This window comes from Streptomyces erythrochromogenes, assembly GCF_040684695.1.
In the GTDB taxonomy this organism is placed as follows: Bacteria; Actinomycetota; Actinomycetes; order Streptomycetales; family Streptomycetaceae; genus Streptomyces; species Streptomyces erythrochromogenes_C.
Map to the genome: position 1 here is coordinate 196,219 of NZ_JBFBGM010000013.1, position 12,486 is coordinate 208,704.

Annotated in this window: 8 protein-coding genes; 1 reads left to right on the forward strand and 7 read right to left on the reverse strand. The window is 73.2% G+C overall.

Annotation, left to right across the window (positions count from 1 at the left end; all coding sequences use genetic code 11):
• Positions 1-80 precede the first annotated feature (80 nt).
• Genes AB0O53_RS20775 through AB0O53_RS20785 form a run of 3 tightly spaced genes read right to left on the reverse strand, consistent with a single transcriptional unit; the run spans position 81 to position 4,525 of the window.
• Positions 81-794 (reverse strand): GNAT family N-acetyltransferase, encoded by a 714-nt coding sequence (locus tag AB0O53_RS20775; RefSeq protein WP_351000815.1) that lies wholly within the window; start codon positions 792-794, stop codon positions 81-83.
• 33 nt (positions 795-827) lie between these two features.
• Positions 828-3,188, reverse strand: a complete 2,361-nt coding sequence (locus AB0O53_RS20780) for an IucA/IucC family protein (RefSeq protein ID WP_365197320.1) — start codon at positions 3,186-3,188, stop codon at positions 828-830.
• A 20-nt stretch (positions 3,189-3,208) separates the two neighbouring features.
• Entirely contained in the window at positions 3,209-4,525 is a 1,317-nt protein-coding gene (locus tag AB0O53_RS20785) for a diaminobutyrate--2-oxoglutarate transaminase family protein (RefSeq protein WP_365197348.1), read from the reverse strand.
• Positions 4,526-4,824: 299 nt separating this feature from the next.
• Here AB0O53_RS20785 and AB0O53_RS20790 point away from each other — a divergent pair, with 299 nt between their 5' ends.
• Complete coding sequence (locus tag AB0O53_RS20790; RefSeq protein ID WP_351000821.1) at positions 4,825-5,994, forward strand: trypsin-like serine peptidase; 1,170 nt, start codon at positions 4,825-4,827, stop codon at positions 5,992-5,994.
• Positions 5,995-6,097: 103 nt separating this feature from the next.
• Here the strand turns inward: AB0O53_RS20790 and hflX are convergent, their stop codons facing one another.
• From hflX to dapF, 4 genes are all read right to left on the reverse strand, one after another.
• Complete coding sequence (hflX, locus tag AB0O53_RS20795) at positions 6,098-7,603, reverse strand: GTPase HflX (protein ID WP_359125164.1); 1,506 nt, start codon at positions 7,601-7,603, stop codon at positions 6,098-6,100.
• A 133-nt stretch (positions 7,604-7,736) separates the two neighbouring features.
• Complete coding sequence (locus AB0O53_RS20800; RefSeq protein WP_365197324.1) at positions 7,737-9,275, reverse strand: M1 family metallopeptidase; 1,539 nt, start codon at positions 9,273-9,275, stop codon at positions 7,737-7,739.
• 87 nt (positions 9,276-9,362) lie between these two features.
• Positions 9,363-11,444 (reverse strand): RelA/SpoT family protein, encoded by a 2,082-nt coding sequence (locus tag AB0O53_RS20805; RefSeq protein ID WP_351000830.1) that lies wholly within the window; start codon positions 11,442-11,444, stop codon positions 9,363-9,365.
• Between the two features lie 140 nt (positions 11,445-11,584).
• Complete coding sequence (gene dapF / locus AB0O53_RS20810) at positions 11,585-12,460, reverse strand: diaminopimelate epimerase (RefSeq protein WP_351000832.1); 876 nt, start codon at positions 12,458-12,460, stop codon at positions 11,585-11,587.
• Between the last annotated feature and the right edge of the window lie 26 nt (positions 12,461-12,486).

Here is a 12,486-nt window from a genome sequence, read left to right on the forward strand (position 1 = left end):
GGAACTTTGCTGCGCGACGCAGAGTTTTCGAAGGGAGAGGTGCGAGCGACGACGGCGGTCGGGGCGTGCGGGAGCGGCGATCAGAGGAGATTGCGCAGCGCCCGTTCCCGGACCATCAGGGCGGCGCGCTTCTCGGGAAGGTCGATTTCCGCGTGGCAGCGGAAGCCTGAGCTGAGGAAGGCCGATACGGAGGGGGTGTTGCGGATGTCCGGTTCCGCGACGACGCGTGTGCAGCGGGGACTGTTGCCGAGGACCAGGTCGGCGACGGCGCGGAGCAGGGCCGTGCCCAGCCCGCGGCCGCGGTTCGTACCGTCTCCGATGAGCAGGTGGATACCCATGTCGTGGGGGCGTGCCGGGTAGTGGCGGGAGAGCGGGTCGAGGTCGGCCCGGTAGATCTCCCAGTAGCTCATCGGCGTGCCGTCGAGGAGGCCGAGGCAGGGGATGCTCCAGCCGTCGCCACCGTCGTCGAGCTGGGACCGCAGGTGGGCCGCGGTGACGGCGGCGGGGCCGGCGAGTTCCCAGTAGGCGGCCACCTCGGGGTCGTTCATCCAGCCGGTGAGGAGTTCCAGGTCTCGGCCCGGCCGTACGGGTTCGAGACGGAAGACTCCGGCCCGGGTGGTGACGCTGCCCCAGGTGGCGGGTGAATCGAGCAGGTCGGCCTCGGCGAGCAGGGGCAGCAGGCCGGCGTTGAGGCGGGGTGCGGCGGTGTGCCGGCCGACGACGAGGGCGTCGACGGCTTCAGGGGCGTCGAGGCCGGGACCGGCGGTATCGACGGCGGTGTCCATGAGGCTCATCGGGGGCTCTCCTCCGCGTCGTGCGCCGACGCGTCAATCGTGAAGGGGGTTGATGATGGTGACGTAGACGGACTGGGTGTCGACGGGGCCGACGAGTTCGTCGAGGCCGCCCAGCCGGGTGAGCAGGTTCGCCTTGCAGCGCAGGGTGGGCGAGTCGAGCAGCCGGGTGGGGAGCGGGCCGAGGCCCGTCGCCTTGGCGAGGAAGCGCCGGAAGGCGGCGAGGAGGACGCGTTCGTCGGCGAGCCGCTGGGACCCGAAGGCGCCGATCAGGCCGAGCACGTTGTTGATGCCGAGGTAGTAGGCGAAGCGTTCGTCGGTGACGGAGTCGGAGACGAAGGTGTCGCTGCGGCTGCCGATTCCGGGGAGTCGTCGCTCCAGTTCGGCGCGGCGGGACTCGCGGAAGTAGTAGCCCTGGTTGTCGCGGTAGCGGCCGCCGGTCGGCCACCCGGCCGGGTCGAGGAGGACCAGGGTGTTCTGCTGGTGCGCTTCGAGCGCGATGCCGGCGAGGGCGTCGAAGGCGAGGACCGGCAGGACCACGTGGTCGAGGTAGCGCAGGAACCACTCGGCGGCGACGGCCGAGGTGGTGTGTCCGGTGGCGGAGGCGAGGCCGGAGACGATCCGGGCGAGACGGGAGGTCATGGTGGTCCGGCCCGGCCACGGACGGGGAGAGGTGAGCGCGGCGATGCAGACGGCGTCGTCGCCCGAGCGGAAGGGGTTGTGACGGAGCAGGGCGTCGAGGCCCGGAACGGGGGTGCCGTCCGGGGCGTCCACGGCCACCCAGGCCGGGTCGCGGACGATGTCGAAGCCGGGGTGGGCCGCCTGCCACTGCTCGGTGAGGCCGGTACGGAGCAGCCGGTGGACCTCGACTCCCCGGTGGAGTTCCTTGCGGAGGTTCTCACGGCGGGAGTTGGTGATGCGCAGGCCCAGGGAGAGCTTGAGCATCGCGGGGGCGCCCGGCCGGTGGACGGTGCGGACGGAGGAGGTCGGGTGCCAGGCCTCGCCGTGCGGGCCCAGGTCGTGCAGGAGTCCGGCGTCGCGGAGGGCGGCGACGGCGGGGCGGTGGAGGAGTTCGCGGGCCTGCCAGGGGTGCAGGGGAAGGGGGGTGGTGCCGTCGGGCAGTGGCAGTCCGGGGGCGATGCGGCCGAGGAGCTGGGGTGCGGTGACGGGGCGGCCGCGCTCGGTCCAGGCGGATTCGGTGGCGAGCGCGGAGGGGGCGACCGCGAACCAGTGCAGGGGGAAGGAGCCGTGGAGTTCGGGTGAGTAGCGGCGGGCCTCGGTCTCGGAGAGTCCTTCGCGGCTCTTGGGATCGGGCTGGAGGGGGTGGCCGAGGAGCAGGGACTGTTCGGCGGTGAGGAAACGGTCCGCGCAGGCGGGGGCCGGGGCGGTGGGGCGCTCGCGCCGGTCGGCGATGAACTCGGTGGTACGGCGCACCGAGTCGGCGACCCGGCCGACGAGGTCGGCGCTGCCGCGGCTGTCGTGGCTGTCGCTCGCGCCCTCGCGGGCGATGAGCGCGGCGAGGGTGACGGCGTCCAGGCAGGGGGCGGTGGCGGCGGTGCCTTCGAGGCGGGCCGGGCCGAAGCGGTGCCAGCCGGTGTGGGACCAGTGGCGGACAGCGACCAGTACGGCGGTGCCGGATGCGGGGAGGGGGATGCGCAGGGGGCTTCCGGCGGGGCCGTCGGGGCGGTGGAGCCCGGATTCGCGGACCCAGCACCGGAGCAGGTTCTCGACTGCCGCGGCCTCGGCGGCGAGGGCCGGGTCGGGGTGGTCCAGGGGGTCGGGTCCGGCGGTCGGCTCCGGTCGGATGAAGCCCGGCCGGCCGGTGCGGGCTCTGGGCGTGCCGTCCTTCTGACGGGGCACGGTGGCGTTCGATCCGGCGTCGGCTGCGGCCGGCTGACGGGGCAGCCCGCCGGGCGCGGCCTCCGGTGCCTGGGGGTGATCGGCCGTGCTCGCGTCGGTGTGTGCGCCGGTGACCGGGCGGGGATCGGGAGCCGGTTCGGCCGAGGGGGCCGGTGCGGCCTCCCGGGACGCGGGGTCGGCGGCCTGGGGGGGCTCCGCGCCGCGGGGCGGGGCGCCGACCGGAGATGCCGGCGCCCCGGCGGCCGGCGCGGGTGTGAAGGGCGGCTGCGGCGGGGCATGGCCCGCTACCGGTTCGGCGGTCGCCTCGGGTGCCGGCTCGGGCACCGGCCGCGGCAGCAGCGGGGCGGCTGCTTCGGTCTCGGGGCGCGGGGCCGCCGAGCGGGCCGGGTCGGGCAGCGGCTCCGGGTGGTCCGGCCCTTCCGGGGCGGCTTCGGGCAGGGAGGGGGCGGAAGCCGAGCGGTCAGGAAGGAGGTGGGGACGCAGCGGAGCTGTCGGGGTGACGGGGGTGGTCGGGGTGGACTGGTGCGGGTCGGGCATCGCGGGTCCTCGGGGTGCGGTCAGCGGGTCCGGCGGGCGGCGGCCGGGATGGCGTCGGCCAGGCGGTCGAGGACCGCTGCGGCCTGCTCGTCCGTCAGGGTCAGCGGTGGGAGCAGGCGGACCACGGCGCCGTGGCGGCCGCCGAGTTCGACGATCAGACCGCGTTCCAGGCACTCCTGGCGGACGGCCGCGGCGAGGGCCGGTGCGGCGGCCCCGGTGTCGGGGTCGACGAGTTCGAGGCCGATCATGAGACCGCGGCCCCGGACGTCCCCGATGCAGGGATGGGCGGCGGCGAGGCCGCGGAGGGCCGCCAGCATCCGGTCGCCGAGGACGGCGGCGCGTTCCGCGAGCCGGTTCTCGCGGACGAAGGCGAGCGTGGCGGTGCCGGCGGCCATGGCGAGCTGGTTGCCGCGGAAGGTGCCGGCGTGGGCCCCGGGGGTCCACGCGTCCAGACCCGACCGGTAGACGATCACCGCGAGGGGCAGGCTGCCGCCGATCGCCTTGGACAGGACCATCACGTCGGGCACCACCCCGGCGTGGTCGACGCCCCAGAAGGCTCCGGTCCGGCCGACTCCCGTCTGGACCTCGTCGGCGATGAGGGGGATCCCCCTGGACGCGGTGATCTCGCGCATGCGGCGCAGCCAGCCGTCCGGGGCGGGGTTGACCCCGCCCTCGCCCTGGACCGGTTCGACGATCAGGCCGGCCGGCCGGGGGACACCGCCCTTGGGGTCGTCGAGGAGGTTCTCCGTCCAGCGGGCGGCGAGTTCGGCTCCCTCGGCGCCCCCGACGCCGAACGGGCAGCGGAAGTCCTGCGGGTAGGGGAGCCGGGTCACCCGGACCTCGGATGCACCCCCCGAGGCGTCCAGGGCGCCGGCGCTCATGCCGTGGTAGGCCCCGGTGAAGGCGAGCAGTCCGGAGCGCCCCGTCGCGGTGCGGACCAGCTTGAGGGCGGCTTCCACGGCGTCCGTGCCGGCGGGACCGCAGAACTGGATGCGTGCGTCGGCGGCGAGCGCGGGCGGCAGGTTGGCGAACAGCTCCGTGGTGAAGGCGTCCTTGACGGGTGTCGCGAGATCCAGCACGTGCAGGGGCGCACCCGAGTCCAGGACGCTGCGGACGGCTTCCAGCACCACCGGATGGTTGTGTCCGAGCGCGAGGGTGCCGGCGCCGGAGAGGCAGTCGAGGTAACGGCGGCCGTCTGCGCCCTCGATGGTCAGGCCGCGGGCCCGTACCGGGACGATGGGCAGGGAGCGGGCGTAGGTCCGGGCGGCGGACTCCCGCTGCGCCTGCCTGCGCAGAATGCCCTCGTGACCTGCTACGCGGCTGCCCTGCGGCGGCACTTCGCGCTTCGCCCCCGGTGGGGTCCGTGTGGCGGCCGCCGCCCCGACCGGCTCGGTGTAGGCCACGAGTGTCGCTCCTCCCGCACTGACTTCACTGACGGATTGCCCTTCGAACACCAACGCTCCCCCATCCCCCGTACGTACCAACGACGGTGACGGCGGCGGATCACGGGTGGGCGCAAGATCCTTGTCAAGAAGTGAGCATCAGGAACCACTGACCCGGCCTAGGTCGTCCAAGGCGTCAGCGGCATAGTGGGGGGCTCCACTCCACGCCTCGAACCTCCAGGGGGACGAACGACATGCGACCGAACCGACCGGTCACCGCGACGCTGTGCGCGGCCGCCCTCGTGCTGACCGCCGCCGCCTGCGGCTCCGGCGACGGGGAGGCCGGCGGCGACGCCAAGCCCACCGTGGCGGCGAGCCTGCCGAACACGGACGGGATAAAGATCCCGGACCAGCTCAAGCAGAAGCTCAAGGAACGCGGCATCGACGTGGAGAAGTGGAAGGGGGGTGAGTGGAAGAACTGGAAGCAGGAGGACTGGCTCCGCGAGGCGGGCGACTACATCAACCCGATCATCGAGGACCTCTGGGACCCGGACCGCATGCGCGACGCCGAGCAGCCGCAGCGTCCGGCGGTCGACCCGGACGCGGGCAAGGACCAGGGCGTCACCGACCCGACGCCGGCGCCGGTGGCGGCGAAGCCGGCCGCCGCGCCCTACCACGAGAGCGTTCCGGAGTCCGGCAAGGTCTTCTTCGACGGCCCCGAGGGCTCGATGGTCTGCTCGGCGACCGTGGTCAAGGACCCCGCGCACCCCGGCAAGTCGAACCTGGTCTGGACCGCGGGCCACTGCGTGCACGCGGGCAAGGCGGGCGGCTGGTACCGCAACATCGCCTTCGTCCCCTCCTACAACAACGCGGGCAAGCCGTCGGCGCAGCTCAAGGGCGCGCCCCGCAATCAGGTGGCCCCGTTCGGCGTGTGGTGGAGCGACTGGGCGCAGACCTCCGACCAGTGGATCGCGACCGGCGGTCCGACCGGCGGCGCGGGCGCTCCGTACGACTTCGCCGTGCTGCACGTGACGCCCGAGAAGGGCAGCGGCAAGTCCCTTGAGGAGACGGTCGGTTCGGCGCTCCCGGTGGAGTTCGCCGCGCCCGCCGTGCCGAAGGTCGCGGGCCTCACGGCCACGGGTTACCCGGCGGCGGCGCCGTTCGACGGCCAGAAGGCCTTCCAGTGCACGGACAGGCCGGGACGGCTGACCCTGAAGGCGAACGAGCCGGTGATGTACCGCATCGGCTGCACCATGACCGGCGGTGCCTCCGGCGGCGGCTGGGTCGCGATCGGCGCGAACGGCAAGCCGGCGCTGGTGTCGAACACCTCGATCGGCCCGGCCAAGGCGGGCTGGCTGGCCGGACCCCGGCTGGGCCCGGAGGCGAAGGGCATCTTCGACGCCGTCAGCGGCAAGTTCAAGTAGCCCGCGCCCCACGGCGGGAACGGATGAGGCCCCCCTGCACACCGCAGGGGGGCCTCAGCCGTCGTGCCGTCGCCCGCAGGCGGCCGACCCGTGACGGCTACTGCTACTGCTTCGCCAGCGCGTACGGCGCCAGGTCCGCCGCCAGCTCCTGGTGGACGCGCGCCTTGAGCAGGGTGCCCTCCGCGGTGTGCTCCTCGGAGATCACCTCGCCCTCGGCGTGCGCCTTGGCCACCAGCGATCCGCGGGTGTACGGCACCAGGGCCTCCACCTCGACCTCGGGCCGCGGCAGCTCGGAGTCGATGAGCGCGAGGAGTTCCTCGATGCCCATGCCCGTCCGCGCCGAGACGGCGATGGAGTGCCGCTCGATCCGCAGCAGCCGCTGCAGGACGAGCGGGTCGGCGGCGTCGGCCTTGTTGATCACCACGATCTCGGGCACGTTCACCGCGCCGACCTCGCGGATCACCTCGCGCACGGCCGCCAGCTGCTCCTCCGGCGCCGGGTGCGAACCGTCGACGATGTGCAGGATCAGGTCGGAGTCGCCGACCTCCTCCATCGTGGAGCGGAAGGCCTCGACGAGGTGGTGGGGCAGGTGCCGGACAAAGCCGACGGTGTCGGCCAGGGTGTAGACCCGGCCGCTCGGCGTCTCGGCCCGGCGCACGGTCGGGTCGAGGGTGGCGAACAGTGCGTTCTCCACCAGCACGCCCGCGCCCGTGAGGCGGTTGAGCAGCGAGGACTTGCCCGCGTTGGTGTAGCCGGCGATGGCGACCGAGGGCACCTTGTTGCGGCGCCGTTCCTGCCGCTTGATGTCACGGCCGGTCTTCATCTCCGCGATCTCCCGGCGCATCTTCGCCATCTTCTCGCGGATCCGTCGCCGGTCGGTCTCGATCTTGGTCTCACCGGGGCCTCGGGTGGCCATGCCGCCACCGCCGCCGCCACCCATCTGGCGGGACAGCGACTGACCCCAGCCTCGCAGTCGCGGCAGCATGTACTGCATCTGCGCGAGCGCGACCTGCGCCTTGCCCTCTCGGGACTTGGCGTGCTGGGCGAAGATGTCGAGGATCAGTGCGGTCCGGTCGACCACCTTGACCTTGACGACGTCCTCGAGGGCGATGAGCTGACCGGGGCTGAGCTCACCGTCGCAGACGACGGTGTCGGCGCCGCTCTCCATGACGATGTCACGCAGCTCGCGGGCCTTGCCGGAACCGATGAAGGTGGCCGGGTCGGGCTTGTCGCGGCGCTGGATCACGCCGTCCAGTACGAGAGCACCCGCCGTCTCGGCGAGGGCGGCGAGCTCCGCGAGGGAGTTCTCCGCGTCCTGCACCGTGCCGGAGGTCCAGACACCGACGAGCACGACGCGCTCCAGGCGGAGCTGTCGGTACTCGACCTCGGTGACGTCTTCGAGCTCGGTGGAGAGACCGGCCACGCGGCGCAGGGCCGCGCGCTCGGAGCGGTCGAACTGGTCGCCGTCCCGGTCTCCGTCGATCTCGTGGCTCCAGGCGACGTCCTCTTCCATCAGGGCATCGGCCCGAAGGCTCTCGGTGAAGCTCTGCGAGTCACGCACGTCAGATGCGTCCCGCGCGTCCTGGGAAGGGGAAGAAGAGGAGGTCATTGGATCCTTACGTCGATTCGAATAGCGGTGTCACGCCTGGCGGGGACACGGGGGCTGTCACGTCCAACGTGTCACACCGCCCGGGGATTCCCCGAACGGACCCGTCGATGGTGACATGCCCGTTCCTCGGCGGTCACACCCCTTTCCCGTCGGACCCGGCCCGGCCCGGAGCCGCCGCCCCGCCCGGGGCGGCCCCGCCCGGAGCCGCCTTGCCCGGCGCTGCCCGGTCCGCCGCCGCCGCCGGAGCGCTCCACTCCGGGTGTCCCGGCATCGGCGGGGTCTTCGCCCCGTACAGCCACGGCTCCAGGAAGGCCCCCAGGTCGCGGCCCGCCTCCTGCGAGGCCAGGCGTACGAAGTCCGCCGTGCCCGCGATGCCGTCCCGGTACTGCGTGACCCAGCGCCGTTCGATCCGCTCGAAGGCCGGGGCGCCGATCTCCTGCCGCAGCGCGTAGAGGATCAGCGCGGCGCCGTCGTAGACCACCGGCCGGAACAGCCCGATCTTCTCGCCGGGCGCGGCCGCCTTCGGAGCCGCCGGGGGGCCTCCCGCCGCCCGCCACTGGTCGGAGCGCTGGTACGCCTCGCGCATGCGCCGCTCCAGGGAGTACTTGCCGAGCCCGTCGGCGTACAGGGCCTCGTACCAGGTGGCGTGTCCCTCGTTGAGCCACAGGTCGGACCAGGTGCGGGGGCTGACGCTGTCGCCGAACCACTGGTGGGCGAGCTCGTGGACCATCACCGCCTCGACGTACCACTCGGGGTAGCCCTCGCCGGAGAACAGGCTGCTCTCGAAGAGCGAGAGGGTCTGCGTCTCCAGCTCGAAGCCGGTCGTGGCCCGCGCGATCAGCACCCCGTAGTTCTCGAAGGGGTAGCGGCCGACCCGCTCCTCCATCCACGCGATGTGCCCGGCGGTCTTCTTCAGCCAGGGGTCGAGCCGCTCCCGGTCGGCGGCGGGCACCACGTCGCGCAGCGGCAGTCCGTGCGGGCCGGTCCCGTGGACGACGGCGGAGCGGCCCACGGAGACCTGGGCCAGCTCGGTGGCCATCGGGTGCCGGGTCCGGTACGTCCACGTCGTGGAGGGGCCCGTGCGCCGGGCAGGGGCCGCCCGGAGCCCGTTGGCGACGGCCGTGAGCCCGGCGGGGGCGGTGATCCGGAAGGTGAAGAGGGCCTTGTCGGCGGGGTGGTCGTTGCAGGGGAACACGCGGTGGGCGGCGTCCGCCTGGTTGGCCATGGCCAGGCCGTCCTCGGTGGGCACCCAGCCGCCGTCCCCGCGGCCGCGCGGGTCGCTGGTGTGCCGGACCGTGATGCGCAGCGCGCCGCCTTCCGCGACCGCGCGCGCCGGGGTCAGTACGAGGTCCTCCCCCACGCTCTCGAACCGCGCGGGCTCCCCGTTGACCTCGGCGGACGCCACCTTGCCGTGGGTGAAGTCCAGGTTGACGCGCTCCAGCGGCTCCAGTGCCCGGGCGTCGATGACGGTGACCGCGTCGAGCGGGGTCCGGTTGTCCTTGTAGGTGAAGGACAGGTCGTACGCGAGCACGTCGTAGCCGGGGTTGCCGAGCTCGGGGAAGAGCCGGTCGCCGATGCCCAGGGGCTTCGGCGGGGGCAGTACTGCGGCGACGAGGGTGAGCGAGGCCGCGGCGAGCAGGGCGGCGCGCAGGCGGGGGGAGGAAAGCTGCATCCACCACCGCTTACCAGCGCCCGCCGCGGCACCGCGTACGGCGCGCGACGGGTCCACCCGAACGGGACCTTCCGGCGCCGTACGGGCCTACGCGCGGCTGACGTCGTAGACGCCCGGCACGTCCCGCATGGCGCGCATCAGCGCGGGCAGCCCGGCCGCGTCGGGCAGCTGGAGGGTGTAGGTGTGCCGGACCCGTCCCTCGACCGGTGGTTCGACGGTCGCGGAGACCACCTCGACGCCCTCGCGGGCGATGGCCTCGGTCAGGTCGGCCAGCAGGTGGGGGCGGCCGAACGATTCAGCGAGCAGGGTGACCCGGCAGTCCGCGGTGGCCCGCCAGTGCACGGCGACGGAGGTCCGGCCCACGGCGCGCATCTGTGCGACGGCCGCGCACTGGACGCGGTGCACGGTGACGGCGCCGCCGCGGACCAGGAAGCCGGCGACGGCGTCCGGCGGGACCGGGGTGCAGCAGCCGGCCAGCCGGACGGTGGCGTCCGGCAGGTCGGCCACGGCGTTGGCCCCGCCGCCCCGGACTCCGACGACCGACAGCGGTGCCCGCGCGGCCGAGGTGGTGGCCATGGCGCGGTCCGGATGGGAATCGAGCCAGCTGCTGATGGCGATGCGGGCGGCGGGCGTGCGGGCATGGTCCAGCCACTCGGCGGAGGGCCCGGAGGAGGCGTCCTGCGCGAGCAGGAGCTGGACGGTGTCGCCGTCGGAGAGCGACGAGGAGAGGGAGGTGAGGCGCCCGTTCACGCGGGCGCCGATACAGCCGTGGGCCGCTTCGCCGTGCTGTGCGTAGGCGGCGTCGATGCAGCTGGCACCGGCCGGGAGGCCGAGGGTGCCGCCGTCGGCCCGGAACACGGTGATCTCCCGGTCCTGCGCCAGCTCGGCCCGGAGCACGGTCCAGAACGTGTCGGGGTCGGGGGCGGACTGCTGCCAGTCGAGCAGCCTGGACAGCCAGCCGGGCCGGGTGGGGTCCACCCGCTCCTCGTCCGGGTCGGCGGCGGCGTCCGGTGTCGCGGTGGCGTACGGGTTGCCGAGCGCGACCACGCCGGCCTCGGCGACGCGGTGCATCTGCCGGGTGCGCACGATGACCTCGGCCACGTAGCCCTCGGGCGTGGCCACGGCGGTGTGCAGGGACTGGTAGAGGTTGAACTTCGGGGTGGCGATGAAGTCCTTGAATTCCGAGACGACCGGGGTGAAGCAGGTGTGCAGCTCGCCCAGGACGCCGTAGCAGTCGGCGTTCTCGCCGACGAGGATGAGGATGCGGCCGAAGTCGGAGCCGCGCAGCTCGCCGCGGGTGCGGGAGATGCGGTGCACGGATACGAAGTGCCGCGGCCGGACCTGCACTTCGGCGGCGATGCCGGCCTCGCGCAGGACCGTCCGTACGGAGTCGGCGATGCCGGGCAGCGGGTCGCGTTCGCCGGCGTGGGCCGCGATGAGGGCGCGGGTGCTCTCGTACTCCTCGGGGTGCAGGATCGCGAAGACGAGGTCTTCCAGCTCGGTCTTGAGCGCCTGCACGCCGAGCCGTTCGGCCAGCGGGATCAGGACGTCGCGCGTGACCTTGGCGATGCGGGCCTGTTTCTCGGGCCGCATCACGCCCAGGGTGCGCATGTTGTGCAGCCGGTCGGCGAGTTTGATGGACATCACGCGGACGTCGTTGCCGGTGGCGACGAGCATCTTGCGGAAGGTCTCCGGTTCGGCGGCGGCGCCGTAGTCGATCTTCTCGACCTTGGTGACGCCGTCGACGATGAAGCAGACCTCGTCGCCGAACTCGGCACGGACCTGATCGAGGGTCACGTCGGTGTCCTCGACGGTGTCGTGGAGCAGGGAGGCCGTCAAGGTCGTGGTTTCGGCGCCCAGTTCGGCGAGGATCAGGGTAACGGCGAGCGGATGTGTGATGTACGGCTCACCACTTTTTCGCATCTGGCCGCGGTGGGAGCTCTCCGCGAGCAGATAGGCGCGCCGCAGAATGGACATATCGGCGTCCGGATGGTGGGCGCGGTGGGCTTCCGCGACATGGCCGATCGCGTCCGGGAGCCGGTCCCGGGACGTCGGCCCGAGCAGCGCGGCACGCCCGAGCCGGCGCAGATCGAGCCTGCTCCGGCCCCGTCTGCGGAGCTCAGGGCGCGCTTCGGGGTGTGCTTCGGGGTTCGTGGCCTCTGCACTCATGGGCACCTCCGGCGGCTTCGACCGGCGGTGGTGGGCATGGGGTGAGCCCTCAGGGCCGGTGCCTGATGTTACCGACCCCACCACGTGGCGCAGTCCACCTCTCGCGCAGCGTGAAACGGATCACCCATTAGAGGGAAGCTTCAGGAGAAAGCCGTTTCGGTGAGCCAGGCCTCGTCGAACTCACCGGCGGCCACGATGACGGCCGGTCCGGTCATGTCGATCCGACCGTCGGGGTGTTCGGTGATGACGAGCGTCCCGCCGGGGAGGTCGACGGTGTACGTGGCCGGTTCGCCGGTGGTGGCGGGGTCCGCGCCGTCGCGGCGGATGGCGGCCACGGCGACGGCGCAGGCGCCGGTGCCGCAGGACCGGGTCTCGCCGGAGCCGCGCTCGTGGACGCGCATGGCGACGTGCCGGGGGCCGCGGTCGACGACGAACTCGACGTTGACACCCGTCGGGTAGGCGGAGGCCGGGCTGAACGGCGGGGCGGTGAGAAGGTTCCCCGCGTCGTCGAGGCTCTCGACGAACGCGACCGCGTGCGGGTTGCCCATGTTCACGTTGCGGGCGGGCCAGCTGCGCGGTCCGACGCTGACGGTGACCTCGCCCTCGGGGAACGCGGCGCGGCCCATGGAGACGGTGACGTCGCCCGCCTTGTCGAGGTGCACGCGCTTGACTCCGCCGCGCGTGGCGACGGCGAGGTCCCCCGGCTCGACGTGGCCGGCGTACTGCAGGTAGCGGGCGAAGACGCGCACGCCGTTGCCGCACATCTCGGCGACGGAGCCGTCGCTGTTGCGGTAGTCCATGAACCACTCCGCCTCGTCGGCCAGGTGCGCCGCCTCGGGGTGCGCGGCGGACCGGACGACGTGGAGGACCCCGTCGCCGCCGATGCCGGCGCGCCGGTCGCAGAGCTTCGCGACGGCGGACGCGGGCAGCTCGATGGCGTTGTCCGGGTCCGGGACGATCACGAAGTCGTTCTCGGTGCCGTGGCCCTTGAGGAAGGAGAGGGTGGTCTGCGTCACCCCGCCATGGTACCGAGCCCCTGCTC